The following is a 22,467-nucleotide window of genomic DNA, read 5'->3' as shown; positions in this document are numbered from 1 at the left end:
CTCATGACATATCCCCTCAAAGTCTGATTGTTATTGGCTAAGCCTACTCATCCGGCCGCTGGCGGAGCGCGGCCGGGCCGTGGTGGATGGGACGCGGCAGGGAGGCGCCGCGTCCCGCCCCTCGCCTCAGACGCCGTCCAGCACTTCGCCGTGCAGGTGCGCGTCCAGGCCGTCCGCTTCCTGTTCGTCGGTGACGCGCAGGCCCGTGGTGTATTTGCAGATCAGCAGGATGATCAGGGTGCCGGCCGCGCTCCACAGGATGGTCCAGACCAGCCCCAAGGCCTGTGCCCCGATGTTGGCCCCTTCCGACAGACTGTTGATCGCCGTGGAGGCGAAGACGCCGGTCAGGAGCGCACCGATCACGCCACCCGCGCCGTGCAGGCCGAAGGCGTCCAGGCTGTCGTCGTACTTCAGCAGGTTCTTGAGCCAAACCGACGAAACGTAGCACGCCGGCCCGGCGATCAGACCGATGATGACCGCGCCCTTGGGATCGACGAAGCCCGCCGCCGGGGTGATGGCGACCAGACCGGCGACGACGCCCGACAGGACCCCGATCAGCGACCACTTCTTCTTGTAGATGACCTCGACGAACTTCCACGTCAGCGAAGCCGCGGCGGCCGCCAGCAGGGTGTTGATCAGGGCCGCGCCCATCAGGCCGTTGGCCGCGCCCGCCGAACCGGCGTTGAAGCCGATCCAGCCGACCAACAGCAGCGAGGCGCCGATCATGGTCAGAACCGGGTTGTGCGCCGTGATGGGCTCGACGCCGTAGCCCTTCCTCGGCCCCAGGAACAGGGCGCAGACCAGACCCGCCACGCCCGCGTTGACGTGCACGACCGCGCCGCCGGCGAAGTCCAGCACCCCCATGCCGCCCAGGAAACCGCCGCCCCATACCCAGTGGGCGATGGGAGCATAGACCACCAGCGACCACAGGGCCGTGAACAGCAGCATCCCCGAGTATTTCAGCCGCTCGGCGAAGGCGCCGGTGATCAACGCCGGCGTAATGATGGCGAAGGTCAGTTGGAACGAGATGAAGAGGAACTCCGGTATGCCCGGCAGAAGGCTATGCGCCGTATCCACCGTCACCCCGTTCAGGAACAGGGCGTCCAGACTGCCGATGTATTGATTGACGCCCGCGTCGCCGTTCGCGCCGAAGGCGATGGCGTAGCCGGCGATGAACCAGGTCAGCGACACCACCGCGAAGGCGGCGACCGACTGGGTGATCGTAGCGATGACGTTTTTGCGGCGCACCATGCCGCCGTAGAAGAGCGCCAGACCCGGCAGGGTCATCAGCAGGACCAGGGCGGTGGAGGTGCCCAGCCAGGCCGTTCCCGCTGCATCCAGTTCGAGCGGAACCTGATGTGAAAACAGCGCCGGAGCAGGCTCCGACGCTGTTACAGCGGCACTGGCGACAGAAGCGACGGCCCCGGCGTCGGGAGCGGCGAGCGCCGCGCCGACGGCGAACAGACCGCCCGTCAGACAGAGAAGGGCCAGAAGCCCAGGTAGACTGTGTTTCAACTGCGACACGCGTGTATCCCCCATGCAATTTCGCAGTTGCGAACTTTTTATTGCAATTGCGAGACTGGCAAGAGGGAAATGCGAAACGCCGCAAAATTATTTCGACAATTACAGAATCACGAAACTGAAACGGCCATCACCGCCAATTTTTGCATAAATACTGGCAATAATTTCCACAATTGACCCGCCATCCGACAGGAAGCTTCCAAGCTTAGCCGTTAAGCCGGCGCCAGGGCGGCGCGCCGAGGGGCGGCAGGGACGCCGCGCGCCTCCAGCAAGGCCGACCGAACCCGCCTGATCAGCGGTCGATAGTGTCGATCGAATTCGATGACTCGATCATAGCCCCCATCGCTGACCCGCGCCTTTCCGACGCTTTCGTAGAATGGAAGGCTGACCTCATCACCGTCGTAGGCCGGATACAACCGCTCGACTTCGATATCGAACCCCTGGCCGCGGATCTGCTCGATCTCGCCGCTGAGAGGGGCGTAGCGCTGGAACGCCGCCTCCTTTCGCGCCACGGCCGCCGCGTCCAACTGAAGCTCTCGCAGTGGCGCAACGGGAGCCTTGCCGGTGGCGGGCACGACAAGATGGCGCACCGGCTGACCGCGCGAGGCCAGTCCCTCCGCCACCATGGCGGCGATGCTGAAGGCCGCATCGTGCATGGGATTATAGCCATCACGCGCGTCCGAGACGATCGTCGCCGCCCTGAGGGCGCGCGCGGTCGCCCAGATCTGGTCCGCGGCTTCCAGAAAAGGCGAATGGTCGCCGGCCAGAAGCGCCGCGTACCAAGCTCTGTCGGAAAGGGGACCGAACACCGCCCCCGCTGCGGCGCCCGTCCGGGCGAGACATTCCCGGGAATGGGCCAGGCGACCGGGCCCGACGCCGCCGGAACCATCGGTCAAAACGCAGACCGTCGGCCTTTCGATTTCCAGCCAGTTGTGGACGTGCAGTTCGTGGCCGGGATGTCCGACAACCACGATCGTGGGGCCTTCATCCGCCATCATCGTCACCGCGAACGGCAGGCCGTGCGACTGCGGCCAGCAAGTCGAAACGCTCTCGCATCTCCCCGCCGAGCGCCTCGATATGCCGCTTCAGGCGGACGCGCTGCTTCTCGCCCGCAGCCTCCAGCCTGGCCTCGATGGACAGGAGTTCACGCTCCCAGTCCGGTATCCACCGCTTTTCAGTCGCCAATTGGCGCCATGGCCGATCCGTGGGCGTCGGCAGCCAGTCCTCAAGCAGGGTCGCGTTTCGCAACGCCAACTCCGACGCCGAAGCCGTCACCCCCTCGTCGACCGCCAGGCGGTAAAGGGCGATCATCTCTTGCGTATAACCCTCGAGATCAGCCGCCGTCCGAACCTGGCTGCTGACTGCGCGGGCGTCGTCGGGATCGTAGTCGTCCAGCGCGGCTCCCAGCCCTTCCGCCGTCACCGGATGGGCCAGCAGCGCCGCCCCGAGATTCTGTCGCCTCCATTCGGGCCATCGGGCGCTCGTCAGCATACCCGCCATGCCGCGTCCGTCCGCGACGACCACGGCGCAACCGACCGCCGCGGCCTCCAGAGCCATGCGCGCGGTAGCGAAGACGATATCGAAGCCCGGCAGTTCCTCCTCGATACTGGCGCTGACGCGCCCTACACCGGGGCCAAGCTCGACGACTTCGATGCCACGCGCCTTGCAGGCCGCCAGCACCGCCAGACGCTGCTCCTTGGTCTTGGTCAGGAGCAGGGCGCGCTTCGGCTTGGCCGGCAGCGGCGGCCTTTGGACGAACCGCTCCAGATCTACCGGATTATGGACAATCGACAGGCGATCCCGGGGCGCCCCGTCGGCCAGACACCGTTGCCGACACAGTTCATCGACCGCGACATACCGCCGGACCTGGGGGTGGATGATCGCCGCCTCCTGGGCGAACCGCGCGCTATGGCACACATGGACGACCGGCACGTCAGGAAAGGCGGCCATCGCCATGATGGCGGGGCTGGAATGCTGGGCGTGGATCACGTCCGGTCTGAACGGAATCGCACCCAGACGATCCGCCACGATATGCCCCCGAACCCTCATTCGCTCAGCCTGATCGCCCAGCGCGGGCGCGTAAACGACCGGCTCATGGCCGGCCCGCCGCAAGCCGTCCGCGACAAGCTCAGCCGCTACCTCCGACCCGCTGAAGCGCGCCAGCCGCATATTTGTAATCAGAACTCGCAAGGCCGCCCTCCAGACCAGATCACCGAGTCAGGCGAAACCGCCAAGGCCCCAGCCAACGGCCGCTCACTCACTTCACTCACTAGAAGAACTTGTAGCATCGACGCGTCCGAGCCGGATCATTGGCTCAGCGCGTGGGAACGGAACCGTGTCGGCGCCGACGACGAACATCAGCGCAAGGCGTATGGGCCAGGTTCAATCGACAAGCCCGCACGCCCGAAACATCGGGACTTTCCCCAAATTGTACGCAAGCCGCTGCGGGGGCGGCGTTCTGGCGGAGACGGAGGGATTCGAACCCTCGGTACCCCTTACAGGGTACGACGATTTAGCAAACCGTTGCCTTCAGCCACTCGGCCACGTCTCCGGCAGGCGGCGTGGATAGCGGGTCATGCGGCGCTGCGCAACGGGGGACCTGCAATCTGTCGCGTTAACGTGGGATAGACACGCGGTATGCGAGAAAATAGCGGTTAACGAAGCCTCTGGATCACACTGCTCGCCTCATGACGTCCGCCGACACCCTCTTTCCACCTGCGGACGGCCCTCACATCGAGGGGCGGCGGGTCCGCAAATCCGCCACGGCGGGAATCGATTCGGTCGCGGCGTCGCATCAGGCGCGCCGGGGCCCGTTCCGGCCGGACGTCTGGCTGAACACCCGCCAGAGAAGCGCCACGCGGCTGCGGGTCTTCTATTTTCGTGGCGTAGACATCGTCGGTGTCGGCGCCGTCGCGGCGGTCGCCGTCGCGGGACAGACCGCCGGCGCGCCCCTGTCGGCACGCCTGATCGACGCCCTGCCGTTCGGCGTCGGCGCCCTGGCTATCCTGGGCCTGCTGCGTTCGCTCGGCCTCTACCGCTTCGAAAAAGGGCATGGCGTTCAGCGTCAACTGGCCTCCATCGCCTGCGTCGTGGCGGTCGGCGCCGTTCTGGCTGGGGCGCTGGGCTTCGGCCTTCACGGCGCAGCGACGCCGTGGGCGGCATACGCCCGGTGGGTCGCGGCGACTCTGGCGTTGCTGCTGGCGATGCACGTGGTCTGGGGCCTTCTGGTCGCCGACTGGCGGCGCCAGGGCGCGCTGACGCCCAACATCGCCGTGGTCGGCGCCACCCGCCACGCCGAGCGGCTGATCCTCGAAGCCTTGCAACGCCGCGATCTGAACGTGCTGGGCGTGTTCGACGACCGATTGGCGCGTTCCCCTGATGCGGTCGAGGGCGTCCCCGTGCTGGGCGAGGCCGACGCCCTGCTGAACCACCGCCTGACGCCCTATATCGACCGCATCGTCCTGGCCATTGACCCCAAGGCGGAAGCGCGTGTCCGCGACCTGACGGCCCGCCTCGGCGTCCTGCCCATTCGCCTGACCCTGCTGATCGACCCCAAGGCCGCCGAGCAGCGCAACGCCGCGCTGGAAAAGCTGGCCAAGGCGCCGTTGGCTCCGCTGGAAGGTCCGGTCGATCCCGACCGCCGCGCCTTCAACAAACGGCTGCAGGACGTGACCCTGGCCGCCGTCGGCCTGCTGCTGCTGTCGCCGGTTCTGCTGGTGATCGCCGCCCTGGTGCGGCTGGACAGCCCCGGTCCCGCCCTGTTCCGCCAGCGCCGCCACGGCTTCAATCAGGAAGTGATCGTGGTGTGGAAATTCCGCACCATGCGCCACGACGCCGCCGACGCCACGGCCAGCCGTCAGGTCACGTCCGACGATGACCGGATCACCCGGATCGGCCGCTTCCTGCGGGTCAGCAGCCTGGACGAACTGCCTCAACTGCTGAACGTCCTGCGCGGCGAGATGTCCCTGGTCGGGCCCCGCCCTCACGCCATCGGCATGAAGACCGGCGCGACCGAGTCGGCCCGCCTGGTCGCCTACTACGCCCATCGCCACCGCATCAAGCCCGGCATGACGGGCTGGGCCGCCGTCAAGGGATCGCGCGGCCCCATGCATACCGCGGCCGACGTTCGCCGCCGGGTCCAGTTGGACATCGACTATATCGAGCGCCAATCCTTCTGGCTGGACCTGTGGGTGATCGCCGTCACCATTCCCGTCTTGCTGGGCGACCGGATGTCGGTGCGCTGATGTTCTGGCGCGGCGTCCTGGGCTACCTGCCCGCCAATGTCCTGCAGGGCGTGATCGGCTTCCTGACGATCATCGTCTTCACCCGCCTGCTCAGCGCCGAAGACTACGGGCGCTACGCCCTGGCCCTGTCGGTCATGACCCTGGCCCATGTGGCGACGTTCAGCTGGCTGGAAGCCGCCATGGCGCGATTCTGGGCCGCCCAGCGTGAGGGCGCCGACATGGCCAGCCATTTCGCCAGCCTGTACCGCACCGCCTTCATAGTAGCCGCGCTGTTCCTGCCGCTGACGGGGCTGGCGATCTGGCTCTGGCCCATGCCGGACGGCTTCCGTTTCCCCCTGGCCCTGGCCCTGTTCGGCATCCCGGTGCGCTGCTTCTCCAAACTGGCGCAGGAGCGCTACCGTGCGGCGGGCGAGGTTCGCAAGGCGGCCACCCTGGACATCTGGAACGGCGTCGCAGGCTTTACCATCGGCGTGGTCTTCGCCCTGGGGGGCGCGGGCGGCGCCTCGCCGCTGGCGGGCCTGTTGATCGCACCGCTGATGGCCATGCCCTTCTTCCTGCCCGGCGAACTGCGCGAGGCCCGCGAAGGCCAGGTCGATATGGAGCGGCTGAAGACTTACGCCGTCTATGGCTACCCGATCGCGGCTTCCCTGGGCCTGACGGTCGTGCTGGCCTCGACAGACCGTTTCCTACTGGCCCTCTTCCTCGACGAGGCCGCTGTCGGCGCCTATCACGCCAGCTACAGTATTGCGAACCGGACGCTGGACATCCTGTTTATCTGGCTCGGCACGGCCGGCATGCCCGCCCTGGTCATGGCGCTGGAGCGCGGCGGCCGCGAGCAACTGGCCGCCGCTGCGCGTGAACAGTCGTCCACCCTGGTGCTCATCGGCCTGCCCGCCGCCGTGGGCGTGGCGCTGGTGGCTCGCCCCCTGTCGGAGTTCCTGATCGGCGAGGACCTGCGCGACGCCGCCATCCTCGTGACGCCCTGGATCGCTCTGTCAGCCTTCCTGTCGGGCATGACGGCCTATTATTTCGGTCAGGCCTTCACCCTGGGCCGACGGACCGGCTGGCTCTTGCTGGCCATGAGCGTTCCGGCCCTGACCAATGTCGCGCTCAACCTGCTGCTGATCCCGCGCGTCGGCGTTCTCGGCGCGGCCTGGGCGACCGCGGCAAGCTTCGCCATAGGTCTGATCGCGTGCATCCTTCTCGGCCGACGCATCCTGCCGTTGCCGGTCCCGTGGAACGCCTTCGTCAGGTGCGGGCTCGCTGCCGGTGTGATGGCCCTGGCCGTCTGGCCTCTGCCCGCCATCGGCGGCTTTGCGGAACTGATGCTCGACGCCTCGGTCGGCGCCCTGGTTTACGGCGTCTGCGCCTACGCCCTGAACGCGGGCGACGTGCGCGACCTGGGTCGGCGCTTGCTCTCGGCCGTTCGCGCTCGCAGAGCCCTCGCATGAGCGCCCCGGCCCAGACCTGGGACAACGCCGCCTGGGCGACGGCCAGGCCAGCCCTGTCGGTGCTGGTCCCCTTCCTGCGCGATGACCCGACGTCCTTGCTGGCGCTGCTGGACCGCGAAGCCGCTACCCTGGACGGCGCCGTCGAACTGATCCTGCTGGACGACGGCACGGCCGATCCCGCCCTGACCGCCCGGCTGACGGCCCAGATCGACGCCCTGGCCCTGCCGACGCGCCTGATCACGCTCGCCGCCAACGAGGGGCGGGCCAAGGGACGCAACCGGCTGGCGGCCGCCGCGCGCGCGGCCAGCCTGCTGTTCCTCGACAGCGATATGCGCCCGGATCACGATCGTTTCCTGCAAACCTGGGCGACGCTGATCACTGAGCGAGCCCCCGCCGTGGCCTTCGGCGGCTTCTCGCTGTTGCAGGCGCCGGACGACGCCCGCTTCGCCGTCCACCGCAGCATGGCCGCGCGCTCGGACTGTCTGCACCATGAGAAACGCGCGCTACAGCCCGAAAAATACGTCTTCACCTCCAACCTGCTGGTCCGCCGCGACGTGTTCGAGGCCGAGGCCTTCGATCCTGACTTCACCGGCTGGGGCTGGGAGGACGTCGAATGGGCCATGCGCGTCTCGCGCCGGTTCGAGGTGATCCACCTGGACAATCCGGCCACCCACATGGGTCTCGATACGGTCGAGACCCTGGCCGCCAAATACGAACAGTCAGCGCCCAACTTCGCCCGCGTGGTCGCCCGCCACCCTGACTTCGTCGCGGCCTATCCCAGCTATCGCGTCGCGCGGCGGCTGAAATCCGTGCCGGGGCTGAAACTCATCCGTCCGTTGTTCAAGCAGGCGGCGCGCCTGTCGATCCTGCCCGTGGCCTTGCGCGGCTTCAGCCTGCGGCTCTACCGCACCGCCCTCTATGCGGAGGCGATATGAGCCGGCCGGACGTCGCTGTCATCGTGCCGACCCTGCGGCGGCCCGAGAGCCTGGAGCGCGCCCTGCGCTCCCTCTTTGTCCAGACCGATGTCGCCGACCGGCTGCGCGAGATCGTCGTCGTCGACAACGACCCCGAGGCCAGTTCACGCGAAACAGCGGATCGCCTGCGCCCCGCCTCCCCGGTTCCCCTGATCTGGCGTCACGCCCCGCGCCCCGGCGTCGCCACCGCCCGCAACGAAGGTCTGGCGGCCACCGAGGCCCCGCTGATCGCCTTCCTCGACGACGACGAGGCGGCCTCTCCCGGATGGCTGGCGGCGCTGCTGGCGGGACAGGAGGCGACCGGCGCCGCCGCCGTCTTCGGCCCGATCCGGGGCCGTGTGCCGGAGGGGACCGGCTGGACCACAGCATACCTTGAACGCTTCTTCGGCCGCGACGGGCCCAGGCGCTCGCAGCTGATCGACCATGCCTACGGCTGCGGCAACGCCCTGCTGGTGCGGGCGACGGCCCTGCCCGGCGCGGCGCCGTTCAACACCTCGGCGGATCATTCAGGGGGCGAAGACGACGCCCTGTTCGCGGCCCTGGCAGCGCGCGGCGGCCGGTTCGGCTGGGCCGCCGAGGCCTGGGTGGACGAGTTCGCGCCGCCGCACCGCGCCACCCTGCGCTACGCCCTGACCCGCGCCTTCGCCTATGGCCAGGGGCCCAGCCAGACCGCCGCCGCCGCGCGGAACTGGCCCGCCGTTGCACGCTGGATGGTCATCGGCGCGGCCCAGACCGCGGTCTGGACCCTGGCCGCCCTGCCCCTGATCCTGACCCGCGACCCGAAACGCGCGGAAACACTGGATCGCGCCGCGCGCGGTCTGGGAAAACTGTGCTGGATGAAGGGGTTCGAGCCGCGCTTCTATGGCGCGCGCGAACTGGCGCGGCTGGAGCGTCAGAAGCCTGCCTAGCCGACCAGCCGCTTCAGCATTGGCGGCGGGGCCCAGGTCGAGCGGTTCATCACCACCCCGGCGATCCGGCCGCCCACGGCGTCGATCTCGTCGCGCAGGGCCACCGGCTCGCTGGCCTCCGTCGTCTCGGCCGCGACCACCAGAATGGTGGCGTCGACGAAAGGCGCCAGGGTGATAGCCATGTCGCTGCGATCCGCGGCGGGCGTGTCGATCACCACCGTATCGGCATGGGCGCGCAGGGCGGTCCAGTAGCGGGCCTCACCGACGGGTTCGACGCGCTGGCCCGCCCGCAACAGTTCGGTGTGGAAACGGGTCACAAACAGCCGCCCGCCCAGACAGGCCCGCGCGGTCATCAGACGCGCCGGCTTGACCGGCAACCCGTCCCGCCCGCGCATGGCCGGCGTGACCGCATAGAAGGCCGAGCCGTCGGGCGACGCCTGAACCGGCGCCGCCAGCCGCCCGAACCGCTCGGGCTCCGAGGCGATCACGTCCATCTGTCCCTGCTGGCTCAGGTCGCCGTCCACCAGCCAGACGGGCTTGCGCGCCCGCACGGCGGCAAGGCGGGCGTATTCACGCGCAACGGTGGAAACCCCATCGCCGGTTGTGGCCGAGGCGAACTGGATGACGCGGCCGCGATGAGCCGACGCCGGTCCCAGCGCCGCCCACAGTCCCGCCATTTCCGTCGTCAGATCGACCATCGAATCGGTTACGCGCTCACCGTTAAGCCGTCAGCCTAGCATGGCCCGCGCCGTCCGAGAGGCTCAGACGCCCTTCATCGGCGCCACGGCCAGAACCGGCATCTGCAAGGTGCGGCTGGCCGTCGACGGCAGGGAGAAGCCGCGCCGCAGGAAGACCCGCAACAGGCCGACGCACAGGGCCGTAAACCCGGCGAACAGGAAGGCCGCGATCAACAGCGGCGCCTTCAGGCTCTTGCCCCTGGACGGCGGCTGGGCGCGTTCGATCACCGTGACGTTGTCGGCCCCCGCCTTGACCAGTTCGTTGTCGGCGCGGCTCTGGGTCTCGCGCTGCTGGAACTCGCGGATCGAGGCGGTCAGCACTTCGCGATTACCGGCCAGGGTGGCGTTGCGCGATTCCAGCTCGGTCAGGCGGGCCTGACGCGCCCGCAGGTCCACGACCTGACGGTCCAGCACCGCCAGGCGCGCAGCCAGGGCGTCACGCTCGGCCTGAGCGTTGATTCGCGTGGTCTCCAGCTCGACCCAGACCGGATTCGGCCCGGTGCGGACCTCCTTGGCGCCGACCGCCGTGCCGGTGCCGACATAGGCTTGTAGCTGGGCGATCTGGGCCTCGATCTCGCGCACCGGCTGGGCGTCAGGCTGATACCGGGTCAGCAGGTTTTCGCGCTGGGTCCGCAGTTGCAGGATCTGATCCTGCGCCGCGATGTTCAGATCCTGTTGCAGGGCGACTTCGGCCGGGGTGCGGTTCTGCTGGGTCGCCAGGGTCGCCAGACGCTGCGACGCCTGGTTCAACTGCGCCTGCAGGCTCATCTGTTCCGAGAAGACCGCCTGATAGGTGGCCGCCAGGGTCGCCTTCGCCGTGGCGAAGTCGCCGATGTCATTGGTGCGGAGGAACTCCTCATAGGCCTGATCCGCCGTGGCCAGTTCGTCCTCGAACGCCCGGCGCTGGGTCTGGATAGCCGGGGTCGCCCGGTCCTGGAACACTTCGCGGCGGTAGGTCAGATACTGGTCGATGACCGTGTTCAGCACCCGCGCCGACAGAGCCGCGTCGTCGCTCTCGTAGCTCAGGCCGATCACCGGGCTGAGCGGCGTCACCGTCACCCCCAGGCCCGCGCCGACCGCACGCACGGCGGCTTCTTCCTGCTTGGCGGGGCTGGCGGTGGACGGCTTGCCGTCCTGGAAGCTCTCGACGCCCATGGCGCGAACCACGCGGCGCTTGACCTCCATGCTGTTGAGGATCGCCGCCTCGGACTGGGCCACCTCGGCCGCCGTGGGCGGCGCGCCGCGATCAGTCGCGCCGACGCGCGGCTGATAGACGTATTCCTGCCCCACGCCCACGAACAGACTGGCCCCGGCGGTGTAGGTCTTCTTCAGCGTCAGGACCGCCGCCGCCCCGAGGGCGAACAGAACGGCGAAGACCAAAACCATGACCAGCAGCTCGCGGAACAGCAGCGCCACGACGTCGAGGACGCCGTAACGGGGACGGGCTGCGGCACGAGACGCCAAACGCATGGGCCGGGGAAATCCATTCCAGGAAGCTTTCAACCGGCATCCTTGAATGACCCGCGTTAACCGGCCGTTACCCATAAGGGTCCAGCTTCGCCTTCATTCAAAAACGACAGCTGTTCGCGCCCTCATGATCCCTGATCGTCGCCTTATCCTGATGGGCCTCGCCGCCGGCCTGGCGGGCTGCGCCGGCGGTCGTGGCGCCGTGGGGCCCGACGCAACGGCGGATTTCCCCGACATGGCATTCGCCGGCTGGACGGACATAGCGCCCGAGTATCTGCTGTTTCCCGGCGATGAGATCGAGGTGGCGACGCCGACCGCTGCAGAGCTGACCCGCCAGCTCAAGATCGGCCCGGACGGCCGCGTCTCTCTGCCCCTGCTCGGTCATGTCATGGCCGCGGACCGCACCCTGGCCGAACTGGAAGCCGACGTGGCCGAAGGCTACGCAGCCCACCTGCGTCGCCCCGAGGTCGAGGTCACGCTGCGCCTCGCCGGACCGCTCAAGGTCTGGGTGGACGGCGAGGTCCGCAATCCGGGCGTCTTCGATATGCCCGGCGAGATCGACGCCTATCAGGCCGTAGTCATGGCCGGCGGCGTCCTGCCCTCGGCGCGATCCAGCCAGGCTGCGCTGATCCGACGCGGCCCCGGCGGCGTGCGCATGATGCGCGCCGTCGACCTGCGGCCCCGCCGTGGCGAGGCGGTGGCCTTGCGGCGCGGCGACATCATTTTCGTGCCGCGCTCGACGCTCGGCGAACTGGCCGCCTTCTTCACCCTGTTCAGAGCGGCTTTGCCCATCGGCTTCAGCTACGCCCTGAACGGCGGCTACGCCTCGACTTGAGCAAAGCTCGGACCCGACTGCCGCCTCCGGGTCGCGACTTTGTTTGGGCTAGATCGCAGCTGGGTTTTCGCTTTGGAAGCGCGTCCAAATTCTGCTTTCGACCCATTGCGGACATCTGCCTGGCGTCGCACCCTAGGTTGATGAGAGAGCGAGCGCCCGCCCCCTTCGACATTTCGGTTTCCGGCGTGGACGGTCTCTATTCGTTGCGCTTCAGGCCCACCGACGAGTGGGATGGCGAGTTCGATGTCGTGATCAAAGGTCAGGAATTGATTTGGCCGGTCCTCACCATCGACCGCGAGGCTGACGGATGCCTGACGCTGAGTGGCATGACCGATGGCAGCCGCGTCATTTGGGGCGAGGAATTCTGGTATGTCGTGCAGGTCGAGCCTGGCGCGCCTAGCGTGAGCTACTATGGCGATCAGGTGTGCTGGAGAACCGACCACGCCGCCTGACTCGTAGCCGAAACGGCTAAATCCATGGTCGGGGCGAGAGGATTCGAACCTCCGACCCTCTGGTCCCAAACCAGCCGAAGAACCGTTTTCACTGGGTTTCAGGGCTTCTCTCTAACGCCGCTCAAATGCCCGTGCTATAAGGGTTTCATGCCTCAAAAGGCTTCAGCCCGTTTCAGCGAAGTGCGTGCATTTTGTGCCCCAGTTGTGCCCCAGATCGGGGGTTGGGGCACAGGAGGAAGGCGTGACGAAAACAAACAGCAAAGCCGTGTCCCTGACCGATCGAAGCGTCCGCGCCCTGAAGGCGAAACCGGGCGAGCGACTGGAGTTGTGGGACGCCGAAGTCAGAGGCCTTTCCATCCGCGTGTCCGACAGAGGCAAGCGATGGGTTTACCGTTACCGACGACTGGACGGCTCGCAACCCCGCGTGACGCTCGGCGACTACGCCCCGCCCGGATCTTCTGCGGGTGATTTGGCGGCCCTTGGCGTGGCCGGGGCGCGGGCTCGCGCCCGCAAACTTCGCACCGAGATCGACGACGGGGGCGACCCCGCAGGTGCAAAGGCTCTAGCCAGGGCCGAGGCGCAGGCCGAGACGATCCGAACAACGAGCGACCTGGCCACGGAATACTTCGCCGCCTGCGAGCGCGGCGAATACCGTCCATCCAAGCGTCGCGTTCAGAAGCGTCCGGCCACACTCAAAAACGAGCGCTGGATGTGGAAGAAGCACCTTGAGCCATCCATCGGATCGATACGGGTAGAGACACTTTCTCGCGACGCCGTGAAGAAGTGCCTCCGCAAGCTTCTGGACGAAGGCAAGGGCGTGATGGCGAACCGCGTCCGCGGTCTGCTCCAGAGCATGTACGCCTGGGCCAAGGTCGAAGGCCGCACGGACATCAACCCGGCCGCCAGCATCGCTCCGATGGCCGAGGAAAAGCCCAGGACGCGCGTCATCTCGGACGACGAGCTGAGGACGATCTGGAAGGCGTTGGAGGACGTCAGCGAGTTGCGCACGCCCGCCGGCGAAAAGGTCTCCGTTGGACGCCCGGTCCGCATCGCCATGCAACTTTGCTTTCTGACCATGCAGCGGCGCGCCGAGATCGCGACCATGCGGGTGGCGGATCTCGACCTGGAACGCGCCATCTGGACGATCCCGGCCGACCATACGAAGAGCGGAAGAGGCCATGTGGTGCCGCTAGCGCCGGCGGCAATCCGCCTTATTCGCGAAGCGCTTCAACTGGCCGAGTTCGAGGGGCGCTCGACAGAAGCGCACAAGGCCCCCTCGCCCTTTGTTTTCCCCGGTCGGGTGGACCCACAGAAGTGGGCGATTCATCCCTCCTCCCTGACACAGGCCATGCGAGACATCCGCGCTGCAGTCGGCATCCCCGACGTCACCGTCCACGACGCCCGACGCCTCGGAGCCACCCTGATGTGCGGGGACCGGATTCGCATGAGCCCCTATACCGCCGGCTTGGTGCTCAACCACAGCTCGGAGCGAGGGGGAGCCGCCGCTGTCACCCTGTCGACCTACGTCCATGCGGACACCACGAACGAGAAGCGCCGTGCCCTGGTCGCACTGGAGGCGTTGATCCTGTCCATCGTAGAGACATCGCCGTCCGGCGCAGAAACAGCCCGTTAGGCGGCCACGATCCGGCGCGTTTGGCGACGAACCGAAGGCTGGCTCGACCCTCAGAGTGGCAACTTCATGTTGCGCTTTGCGCCATTGCCGCAAAGCGATGTTTACCTACGCATCGCGACCGAAATCTGCTTGCGCAGCCCCTCCTCGGGCGACCCGAATGATGTCCGCCTAGGCGTCGAGCCAATCCCTAGCGGCGCTGGGGTGAAAGCACCCGGCCTCACACCCTTCTGGAGCGCTGTCGTTCACGTTCCGGCGAATGCGTGGAGCACTGAAGGCTCCATTCCTCCGTTGATCGCCGTCTCGCTCATTTTTGGCTCCCGGCCCTCTGACTCAGCGCCGCAACGAATGAAGTTTGCAATAAGCCAGACTAGCTACGTCAAACTACGCTAACTTGACAAAATTCAAACTTGCTCATTGTTTGAAAAAGTGTCATTTAGCCAATCATGGCTAAGCTAAATGACAGCAAGCTAAACAGCCTTTTTCGAACCCTTCCAGAAGGGCTGCTGGTTGATTCGACGTGGCTGCGATCCCGAGGCTACTCATCGTCCCTGTGTAGCCAGTATGTGGCCGCTGGCTGGCTCGAGCAGCCTGCAAGACGCGTCTACCAGCGTACCCGCACTAATTTGAACGATGCGCTCACCTGGCAACAGGTCGTGATTTCACTGCAGACAGTGCTTGATAAGGCGCTGGTCGTCGGGGGGAGAACGGCCCTGGAACTCCAGGGCCTGAGCCACTACCTCTCCGCTCAGGTGCGCGAAGTCCATCTCTATGGACCCGAAGCTCCCCCGACATGGCTCGATGATCTGCCTGTCGATGTGACGTTTCGTCATCACACGGGCAAGCGCCTCTTCGCCGATGATCTGCGCACGCCGGGGCTGACCAGTCTTGATTGGAGCCTCCAGACAGGGGCCAGCGCGAACGACGATCCCCTACGAAGCGGCTTCAGACAGTTGGATTGGGGGCCGTGGAACTGGCCGCTGACCGTTTCGACGGTTGAACGGGCCATCCTCGAACTGCTCGATCAATTGCCGAACGATGAGAGCTTTCACCAGGCGGACAAACTGATGGAAGGGCTCACGATGATAAGCCCGCGGCGTATGGCCAAGCTGCTGGCTGGCTGCCGAAGCGTGAAAGTGAAGCGGCTCTTCTTCTTCTTCGCAGAGCGACATCAGCACCGCTGGCTCAGCCAGCTCGATCCCAGGCAGTTCGATCTCGGCGTCGGCAACCGCGTCCTGGTCCAGGGGGGAAAGCTCAACAGCCGTTACCACATCACCGTGCCGGAAGACCTCGATGGCTTACAATGACGCCTATGCGCGACAGGTCGCGCTTCTCATTCGAGTGTTGCCCTTTGTCGCCGAGGAGACGGTCTTCGCACTAAAAGGCGGCACTGCGATCAATCTGTTCGTGCGCGACATGCCGCGTCTCTCTGTCGATATCGACCTGACCTATCTGCCCGTGCAGCCGCGCGACGCCTCGCTCACAGCGATCAACTCAGCCATGGCGCGCATGGACGAGCGCATCCAGGCAGGTTTGCGCGGCGCGCGCGTCACGCAGCGGATTCTGAATCCGGAAAGGATCATCGGCAAGCTGGATGTCGAACTTGACGGGGGGCGCATCAAGATCGAGGTCACGCCCGTATCGCGAGGCTGCGTCTATCCGCCGACGGTCATGCAGGTGGCCGACAATGTTGAAGGCGCTTTCGGCTTCGCCGAGACACAGGTCGTTTCCTTTCCCGATCTCTACGCCGGGAAAATCGTCGCGGCGCTTGACCGCCAACACCCCCGCGACCTGTTCGATGTGCGCGACCTGCTCGCCAATGAAGGGGTGAGTGACGACCTGCGCAGAGCCTTCGTCGCCTATATGCTAAGCCACAACCGGCCGATGAACGAGGTGCTCGCCCCGAGGCTCAAGGACTTGTCCCATGAGTTCGAGCACGGATTCGCGGGTATGACCGTCGAGCCTATAGCGCTGGACGAACTCCTCGCCGCGCGCGACGCGATCATTCGCATCGCTGTCGGCGGCATGCCGGAAGACCATCGACGTTTTCTGGTATCCTTCAAAAAAGGAGCGCCCGAGTGGGATTTGCTCGGCCTCCCAGGCGTCGCCGATCTGCCGGCCGTGAAGTGGCGCGAACTGAACCTTGCGAAGCTGTCGCCGGAGGTTCGGGCGGCTGAGGCTGAAAAGCTCCAGCGCGTGCTTTTTGGATAATCACAGATGCGGCGTTCAGCTCCGCCGTTGGCGGGCGAATGAATCATTGCGTACAGAAATGGCGCTTTTGGGCGCGAACGCCGACCTCTATTAAAAGCGAAATATCGCACGCTACGAAAAGCGAATTTCCAACCGTCAAAAATATGATCGTTCGTCGCCTTCCTCGGAACATTGATAGGGCGGGACGCGCCCGCCTCCAGGCCGGACGGATGCTCGGATAGATGCTCCCGGCCTTCCGTCCGGAATAGGAAACTGATCGCATGAGGTTTGACAGGGAGGCATGCCGTTGACCGACGAAATGACTGCGAGGGAGCGACGCGACACGGAGCGTCTTGCGCTGGCAATCGTGGAAACCTGCGTGCGCAACACAGGCCTTGAGACCCTGCACGCCGGGACATTCCCGCGCTCAGCTGCCGGCGACTACAGCGACGTGACGGTCGCAACACCCTACGGAGATATCCCCTGGACGGATGTCAGCCGAATCTCCGACGAAGAGATGAAGGCTCTGATGATCGAGGTCGTGGATCGGGTCTTCACCTATATGAGCTTTCCCGAAGAACTGGCGGGAGGTCGCACATCCACTAGCGGATGGGATCGACCGCGCCTGAACGCCGACCTGATGAAGACGGTCCGCCGTCGACAGGCCGGGCGCGAGTTCGGCGAGCCTGACCCGGATCCGATCTAGAATCCGAAGTCGATCTGATCGACATGGACGACGGGCCGGCGACGTTTGCGTGTGGGCGGATTCGACAGCGGCTTCGTCGGCGTGATCGTCTTGACCGGCGTCGGCTGGTCCGCAACGGGGCGGCTGGAACGTACGGTCTCGATCAGCTTCGGGGCCCGCGGCGGCTGGAGCGATCTGGGCCGTTCCGGCCTCCTCGATTTACGGGTCTCCTTCCAGGCGGTCAGTTCGCTTTCCCACCACCCTACCCGGTTGATCGATATCCGCACCGGCTCGGGGAAATCTCCGATGCGCTGAAGTCGCCAGGCCGTGGATCGACTCAGCCCCGTGACATCCCGAACCTGATTCCACGGCAGCAGCCGATCCTGGGGCCCGCCGGTTTCGACCGGCTGGCGTTCATCTTCACCGGTCACGACAAACCTCCCAGCCGCTGGTCCCCCCTCGCGATAAAGAGCACGCAAAGGACCTGGCAGCGTCGATACTGTCGCGCTCGCTCCATTGTCGAACGACCGACTTCAGGGCGAAGCTGGCTGCGGGATCAGCCAAGACCCCGGCGATCGTCAGCTGTGATCCGGTCGAACCGGCGCGATCATCCACGGCGACGTCCTCTCGCCGCGGGCGGCGCGCCCGTCCGAATGTCCGAGATCTGCGACCGGGCCCAGTCGCGCAACAGACCTCGCGGATAATGAGGCTTGGACCGGACGTGCCGACAGGGAGGACCGTCGTTTCCCGTGGACCACAGACGCGCCAGGGTCGCCGGCTTCATGCGAATGCCGAACAGGGCGAGGAAGGCTGACGCCTCCGCCCGTGTCAGCAGATCGTCGTCCCCGTCCGTCGAAGTCGCCTCAATAGCACTGACGCGATCCGGACAGGCACGATCCGGGATCATCGTCCCGCCTCCCTGGATGCGCATTGCCGCGAGTTCGTCAGCCGCTGGCCGGCCGTCAGGGCGAGGTAGCAGTCCACGACCGTGGCCACATAAGCGCGCGTCTCGGCGATGTCCGGAACCCGGCCGAGGCGGGCCACGCGCCCTGGCCCGGAATTATAGGCGGCCAGAGCCAGCCTCAGATCCCCGAAGCGCAGGATCTGGCGCGCCAGATAGTCGGCTCCCCCGCGCAGATTTTCAGCAGGATCGAATCTGTTCCTGACGCCCAACTCGAGCGCCGTGCCGGGCATCAGCTGCGTCAGACCCGCGGCGCCGACCGGCGAAACCGCATCAGGCCGGTAGGCGCTTTCGGTCACGACCAGGGCATGAAGAAGCTTCGGGTCCAGCCCATGGAGGGCCGCGGCGTCGGCCACCGCCTCCAGAAAGGGCTGATCGAGCGACTCGAGCCTTGGGAAGGCCTCGCCGTCCCCGGCGCCCGCCCCCTCGACAGCGGCCCCCGGCGCGCGACCGAACAGGTCCCCACCCGCGGCGCTCCAGTTCACGCCCTGGGCCTGGGCGGCGCCGGCGGCCGCGGCCATCAGCATCACGGCGATCAACATTCTCACCATGTCAGCATCTCCCTGTAGACGCCGGCGACGTCGGAGCGACGAACCGGCCCGAAATAGCGGCTGTCGAAACTCCCCGGCGTGTCGCCGAGCAGGAAGACTTCGTCCGGGGCCAGCACGCGGCACTCGCGCCAGGCGGGCAGGACCGCGCCTCGGCGATCCCGCTCCAGGGCCCTCGCCCGCCGCCGGGGTGTCTGGACCACGCCATCGACGGCGCAGACGAGGTCTCCTCCGAGCGCTGCGACCCGCTTCAGCAGCACGACGTCGCCGGGCATCCCCAGGTGCGTCAGATAGGGGCGCGCCACCGCCGGCTGGCTGATCGCTACGACCGAACCGCGCTCAACCGCCGCGCCAGCGCGGATATAGAGACCCCGCGGAAGGCTCGGGCTCTCATTGACCAGGGCGAGCGCTGAAACGTCATCCACGACGGACAGAGCCGCAATGAAAACCCCGGCAACTGCGACCGGCGCCGTCCACCAGGGGATTGTTCGCTGCCCGGTCATGGCCTGTAGGGCTCCAGGATCAGGTCACGAGTGATCATCACCCGCACCGGCGCGCCCTGCCGAAGACGGATGGAGGGCCGGACCTCCAGTTCGCGATCCACCAGACGGCCGCCCACCTGGGCGCCCTCGATCGCGGCCGCGTCGCCGGCGTCGCCAAGCCAGCCGCCCGACCCGCGGCCGGCGTCGTCCCGGGCGATCTGTCCGAGCGTGGTTATGGCGCCGGCGAAGAGGGTTCCGACCAGGAGCGGAAACAGCCGACGATCGACCTGTCCCCGCACCCCGATCGCCCCTTGCGCGTCCACGCCGGGTTCGCCGTCCAGGGCGAGGCTCTTGCCGTTCGGCAGGATCAGGCGATCCCAGACCAGGAAGGCCCGGCGGTCGCCATAGGCGCTTTCGCCCTCATGGCGACCGATCAGCCGCGTTCCCTGGGGAATGAGCAGATGGCGACCGCTCACCGTGTCGAAGACGTTCTGGGTCACCATGGCGACGACCGGACCCGCGCGGGCCGTATCCACGCCGGTCAGTAGGGCGGCGGGCACCAGAGCGCCGGCCTTGAGCTCAAAGGGCGACAGCGGAGCGACCAGGGCGTTCTCGTTGTAGGCGGCGCCGCGTCTCGCGTTCGCCGCCAGACCCTCGCCGCCTTCGGGCCCCGACGGAACGGCCGCCCTCGTCGACGAACCTTCTCCGCTCGACGCATCGAAGAACAGGCCCGAACGCGCCGCCTGGTCCGCGCCGTTCACAGCCATGGGCCTCGGCGCCGGCGGCGGGCGATAGACGGGGGCAGGATAGGCTGAGGCGGGCGCGGCTGCGACAGAAGGACCGGCGGCTTCCGGCGCCGCCCCGCCTCGAGGCTCAGGCAGCCGGTCGTAGCTGGAGGGTTGGCGGGTCACGACTTCCGTAGGACGGACCACGCCCTGTCCCTGATCCGGACGGTTCTCGACCGCCCTCTCCTGGGCGTTGGCGCGAAGCTCGGGCTGGACGACGAAGGCCCATGCCAGCGAACCCGCCACCAGGACGGCGCCGCCCATGGCCACAACCTGGACGACCGACTTCCGCAGCCGGATGACCGGCGGACGGGGCGCGCGCAGGGACAGGCCCGGCGCCGGCTCCTTCGGCGGAGGCGCGTCCTCTGCCGGACCGGGCTTCCCGAACCCGGTCATCGGCCGGCTCCCGCCAGACGATGGATCCGCACCACCTGAGGCCGGCGATCTCCCAGGCGGAGCTCGGCGCGGTTGAACAGGCGATCCACCACGAACAGACCGCCCTGCTGCCGGTAGTTGACCATCTGGGCCTCGCCGTCCGGCGTCAGCACGAACAGGACCGGAGCCTCGTCGACCTGCAGGTCCGCATCAAAGGCGATGAAGGTGCGTATGCCGTCGTTGAACACCGACGACGGCGTCCAGCGCGCCCTCCGACCCAGGGGCTCGATCCGGTAGCGGGCGTCCAGCGGTCCCTGCGGCGTCACGAGCAGGTCCGCCCCCTTCATCTCCTCGCCCTCCAAGGGTCCCGTCCCAGCCGCAGACGGCTCATCCCAGGCGATCGCCGTATTGAAGGCGTCCGCCGCTCCGCTCTTCAGGTCCAGCAGATAGACCCGGCGATTGGTGGTCAGAACCAGGTTGGTCTCGAGCCCGCGCTCGAGCGGCTTCAGCAGGACATGGGTCCGGCGCGCCGCGCCCGTTCCCGACGCCACCTCGCCGATCTGCCAGCGGATCGTGTCGCCCGCGGCCTTTGAGACCAGGGTCTCGCCTTCACCGAGCGTCAGGGTGGTGACCCGCAGGGGCGCGGTCCAGACCTCGAACACCCGGCCCGGCGACCAGGCGAAGACCTGGACCCCGCCGACGAACCCGTCCGCGCGCGACGGTGCTCGCGCCGCCTGGTTGGCGATGGCGATGGCGGCCCGTCCGCTCGGGCCAACCCTCGTTTCAGCGACGGTCGGTGACGACACCGTCGCAGCCGCCGCCAGGTAGGGAACCTCCGTGGGGGAGACGACCCGTTCGGCCGAAACGACGGGCGCTTCTTCGAAAGCCGCCAGGACGACTTCTGGTGCCAGGCCCGGCTGGAGCGGAACCGTCCCGCCTCCGGCAAGGACGGCGCAGCCGGCCAGCAGGGATCCCGCCGCCGCCACAGCGAATGTCGAAGTCAGGAGGCGTCGGGGGTCCATGATACGTCCTCGATCTTCAGTCCCAGGGGGTTCTTCATCAGCTCGGCCTCGGTTCGGGGCGGCTGCTGGCCGGTGGTGATCAGGGCCCGCCAGCGTTCGCTGCCGGCCTGCTGGCCGTTGACGAAGCGGGTCTCACGCCATTGCGGGTCGTAGGTCCGCTCGGTGCGGCGCACGACGTTGAGGACCTCGACATTGACCGCCTCGCGCCCGGCGTCGGCGAAGGGGTCGTGGGTCTGGGCCCAGGTGTTGAGGAAGGCGGCGGCCTTGGGCGTCATCAGGTCGTAGGCCCGCAGCCAGTTCTGCCGGATCACGATGGGGTCGATGCTCTTGGAGCGGACGTCGCGGATCCAGCCGCCGAGCGCATGGCCGACCTGGGCCTCGCTCGGTTCATAGCGGCCGCCGATGGCGGTGATCCTCTGGGTCTCGCCCCAGTCCGACACCTCCACCACAAAGGGTTTGACCACGGCCCGGTCGGCCTGAACCCACCAGCCCGCGCCGAGGAAGCCCGCCATGACCAGATTGGCCAGGGCCATCCGTCGCCAGTTGCGGGCATGGGCCAGGGACAGACCCATGCGGTCGTCCCAGACCTGGCCGGCGCGCTGGTAGGGCGTGGAGTCTGGTGCGGAGGTTCGGGCCCTCCGGGGCCGGAAGAAGGGGTGCATGTTCTCAGGGCTCCTCGGTCTTGAGGGAGGGAGACAGGACGCCGCTGGTCTCGCCGGACGGCATCAGACCGCGTCCCGCGTTGGCGACGAAGAAGGCCTGCAAGGCGACGGATCGGCCTTGGGGCCTGGCCCTGGCCTGGACATCGCCGCCCGCCGCCGCGCGGTGGAAATCCCGGCGCGCCGCCTCCGCCTCACGGGCGATGGTTTCAGGCTTCCGGCTCGGGCCTGACCCGCCCATCGATCCGATTTCGTCATTCACCGACACTGACGCCGGGCGTGGCTCCGCCGCAGCGGCCTGTTCCCCATGAGGCTCGGCCTCTGAGGACCAGGCCCGACGCGCCTCGCTGACGCCGCGCCCTCCGGGCGGGGATTTCGACCCTGAAGGGGCCGGATTGTCGCTAGAGGCGCGCGCCGGACCACCACGCCTGGGCGACGCAGGAGACGACGGCGGGGATGAAGGCGATGGCGGCAATGAAGGCGAGCCCGAACCGGAGGGCGGCGTCGACCGCCCTGCCCCCGCGCTTGACGCCGCCCGCGC

22 protein-coding genes and 1 tRNA gene are annotated in these 22,467 nt (G+C 67.3%); 10 read left to right on the top strand and 13 right to left on the bottom strand.

Annotated elements, in window-relative coordinates:
- Nucleotides 1-126: 126 nt before the first annotated feature.
- From ACREEF_RS12890 to ACREEF_RS12875, 4 genes are all read right to left on the bottom strand, one after another.
- The gene (locus tag ACREEF_RS12890; RefSeq protein ID WP_431565973.1) at nt 127-1,524 is read right to left on the bottom strand and encodes an ammonium transporter; all 1,398 of its coding nucleotides are present in this window, start codon (nt 1,522-1,524) and stop codon (nt 127-129) included.
- A 209-nt stretch (nt 1,525-1,733) separates the two neighbouring features.
- Complete coding sequence (locus tag ACREEF_RS12885; RefSeq protein ID WP_431565972.1) at nt 1,734-2,516, bottom strand: hypothetical protein; 783 nt, start codon at nt 2,514-2,516, stop codon at nt 1,734-1,736.
- Nucleotides 2,506-3,711 (bottom strand): glycosyltransferase family 4 protein, encoded by a 1,206-nt coding sequence (locus ACREEF_RS12880; RefSeq protein ID WP_431565971.1) that lies wholly within the window; start codon nt 3,709-3,711, stop codon nt 2,506-2,508. Before ACREEF_RS12880 ends, ACREEF_RS12885 begins: the two co-directional genes overlap by 11 nt.
- A gap of 269 nt (nt 3,712-3,980) precedes the next feature.
- Nucleotides 3,981-4,072 (bottom strand) — tRNA-Ser (locus ACREEF_RS12875).
- Nucleotides 4,073-4,208: 136 nt separating this feature from the next.
- Here ACREEF_RS12875 and ACREEF_RS12870 point away from each other — a divergent pair.
- From ACREEF_RS12870 to ACREEF_RS12855, 4 genes are read left to right on the top strand one after another with little or no spacing between them, the layout of a single operon-like run.
- Nucleotides 4,209-5,765: an exopolysaccharide biosynthesis polyprenyl glycosylphosphotransferase gene (locus tag ACREEF_RS12870; RefSeq protein ID WP_431565970.1), complete on the top strand. Its 1,557-nt coding sequence runs from the start codon at nt 4,209-4,211 to the stop codon at nt 5,763-5,765.
- Nucleotides 5,765-7,216 (top strand): polysaccharide biosynthesis C-terminal domain-containing protein, encoded by a 1,452-nt coding sequence (locus ACREEF_RS12865; protein ID WP_431565969.1) that lies wholly within the window; start codon nt 5,765-5,767, stop codon nt 7,214-7,216. The genes ACREEF_RS12870 and ACREEF_RS12865 overlap by 1 nt, the downstream gene beginning before the upstream one ends.
- Nucleotides 7,213-8,151 carry a glycosyltransferase family 2 protein gene (locus ACREEF_RS12860; RefSeq protein ID WP_431565968.1) on the top strand — a complete coding sequence of 313 codons (939 nt, stop codon included), beginning with the start codon at nt 7,213-7,215 and terminating at the stop codon, nt 8,149-8,151. The genes ACREEF_RS12865 and ACREEF_RS12860 overlap by 4 nt, the downstream gene beginning before the upstream one ends.
- Nucleotides 8,148-9,098 carry a glycosyltransferase family 2 protein gene (locus tag ACREEF_RS12855; protein WP_431565967.1) on the top strand — a complete coding sequence of 317 codons (951 nt, stop codon included), beginning with the start codon at nt 8,148-8,150 and terminating at the stop codon, nt 9,096-9,098. Before ACREEF_RS12860 ends, ACREEF_RS12855 begins: the two co-directional genes overlap by 4 nt.
- On the opposite strand, the gene ACREEF_RS12850 is transcribed toward ACREEF_RS12855, so the two are convergent.
- Together ACREEF_RS12850 and ACREEF_RS12845 are read right to left on the bottom strand one after the other, a co-directional pair.
- Nucleotides 9,095-9,796, bottom strand: coding sequence for a hfsB (locus ACREEF_RS12850; RefSeq protein ID WP_431565966.1), 702 nt, complete (start codon nt 9,794-9,796; stop codon nt 9,095-9,097). The genes ACREEF_RS12855 and ACREEF_RS12850 overlap by 4 nt on opposite strands.
- A gap of 63 nt (nt 9,797-9,859) precedes the next feature.
- The gene (locus ACREEF_RS12845) at nt 9,860-11,305 is read right to left on the bottom strand and encodes a GumC family protein (RefSeq protein WP_431565965.1); all 1,446 of its coding nucleotides are present in this window, start codon (nt 11,303-11,305) and stop codon (nt 9,860-9,862) included.
- A gap of 124 nt (nt 11,306-11,429) precedes the next feature.
- Between ACREEF_RS12845 and ACREEF_RS12840 the strand changes: the two genes are divergently transcribed.
- From ACREEF_RS12840 to ACREEF_RS12815, 6 genes are all read left to right on the top strand, one after another.
- The gene (locus ACREEF_RS12840; RefSeq protein WP_431565964.1) at nt 11,430-12,137 is read left to right on the top strand and encodes a polysaccharide biosynthesis/export family protein; all 708 of its coding nucleotides are present in this window, start codon (nt 11,430-11,432) and stop codon (nt 12,135-12,137) included.
- A 185-nt stretch (nt 12,138-12,322) separates the two neighbouring features.
- Nucleotides 12,323-12,589, top strand: a complete 267-nt coding sequence (locus ACREEF_RS12835; protein ID WP_431565963.1) for a hypothetical protein — start codon at nt 12,323-12,325, stop codon at nt 12,587-12,589.
- A gap of 241 nt (nt 12,590-12,830) precedes the next feature.
- Nucleotides 12,831-14,222, top strand: a complete 1,392-nt coding sequence (locus ACREEF_RS12830; RefSeq protein ID WP_431565962.1) for a tyrosine-type recombinase/integrase — start codon at nt 12,831-12,833, stop codon at nt 14,220-14,222.
- Nucleotides 14,223-14,665: 443 nt separating this feature from the next.
- Nucleotides 14,666-15,526, top strand: coding sequence for a type IV toxin-antitoxin system AbiEi family antitoxin domain-containing protein (locus ACREEF_RS12825; protein ID WP_431565961.1), 861 nt, complete (start codon nt 14,666-14,668; stop codon nt 15,524-15,526).
- A complete protein-coding gene (locus ACREEF_RS12820; RefSeq protein WP_431565960.1) occupies nt 15,513-16,430 on the top strand; it encodes a nucleotidyl transferase AbiEii/AbiGii toxin family protein in 918 nt (305 codons plus the stop codon). The genes ACREEF_RS12825 and ACREEF_RS12820 overlap by 14 nt, the downstream gene beginning before the upstream one ends.
- 286 nt (nt 16,431-16,716) lie before the next feature.
- Nucleotides 16,717-17,115 (top strand): hypothetical protein, encoded by a 399-nt coding sequence (locus ACREEF_RS12815; RefSeq protein WP_431565959.1) that lies wholly within the window; start codon nt 16,717-16,719, stop codon nt 17,113-17,115.
- On the opposite strand, the gene ACREEF_RS12810 is transcribed toward ACREEF_RS12815, so the two are convergent.
- The 7 genes from ACREEF_RS12810 to ACREEF_RS12780 form a co-directional block, all read right to left on the bottom strand.
- On the bottom strand, nt 17,112-17,525 hold the full coding sequence (locus tag ACREEF_RS12810; protein ID WP_431565958.1) for a helix-turn-helix transcriptional regulator: 414 nt from the start codon (nt 17,523-17,525) through the stop codon (nt 17,112-17,114). The genes ACREEF_RS12815 and ACREEF_RS12810 overlap by 4 nt on opposite strands.
- Nucleotides 17,526-17,997: 472 nt before the next feature.
- Complete coding sequence (locus tag ACREEF_RS12805; protein ID WP_431565957.1) at nt 17,998-18,606, bottom strand: lytic transglycosylase domain-containing protein; 609 nt, start codon at nt 18,604-18,606, stop codon at nt 17,998-18,000.
- Nucleotides 18,600-19,106, bottom strand: coding sequence for a S26 family signal peptidase (locus ACREEF_RS12800; protein ID WP_431565956.1), 507 nt, complete (start codon nt 19,104-19,106; stop codon nt 18,600-18,602). The genes ACREEF_RS12805 and ACREEF_RS12800 overlap by 7 nt, the downstream gene beginning before the upstream one ends.
- A complete protein-coding gene (locus tag ACREEF_RS12795) occupies nt 19,103-20,266 on the bottom strand; it encodes a TrbI/VirB10 family protein (protein ID WP_431565955.1) in 1,164 nt (387 codons plus the stop codon). Before ACREEF_RS12795 ends, ACREEF_RS12800 begins: the two co-directional genes overlap by 4 nt.
- Nucleotides 20,263-21,267 (bottom strand): TrbG/VirB9 family P-type conjugative transfer protein, encoded by a 1,005-nt coding sequence (locus tag ACREEF_RS12790; RefSeq protein ID WP_431565954.1) that lies wholly within the window; start codon nt 21,265-21,267, stop codon nt 20,263-20,265. Before ACREEF_RS12790 ends, ACREEF_RS12795 begins: the two co-directional genes overlap by 4 nt.
- A complete protein-coding gene (gene trbF, locus ACREEF_RS12785; protein WP_431565953.1) occupies nt 21,246-21,839 on the bottom strand; it encodes a conjugal transfer protein TrbF in 594 nt (197 codons plus the stop codon). The genes ACREEF_RS12790 and trbF overlap by 22 nt, the downstream gene beginning before the upstream one ends.
- A 94-nt stretch (nt 21,840-21,933) precedes the next feature.
- On the bottom strand, nt 21,934-22,188 hold the full coding sequence (locus ACREEF_RS12780) for a hypothetical protein (protein ID WP_431565952.1): 255 nt from the start codon (nt 22,186-22,188) through the stop codon (nt 21,934-21,936).
- Nucleotides 22,189-22,467: the final 279 nt, after the last annotated feature.

It is taken from the genome of Brevundimonas sp. (genome assembly GCF_050729455.1).
GTDB lineage: Bacteria > Pseudomonadota > Alphaproteobacteria > Caulobacterales > Caulobacteraceae > Brevundimonas.
This window is presented reverse-complemented; position numbering and strand designations above follow the sequence as displayed.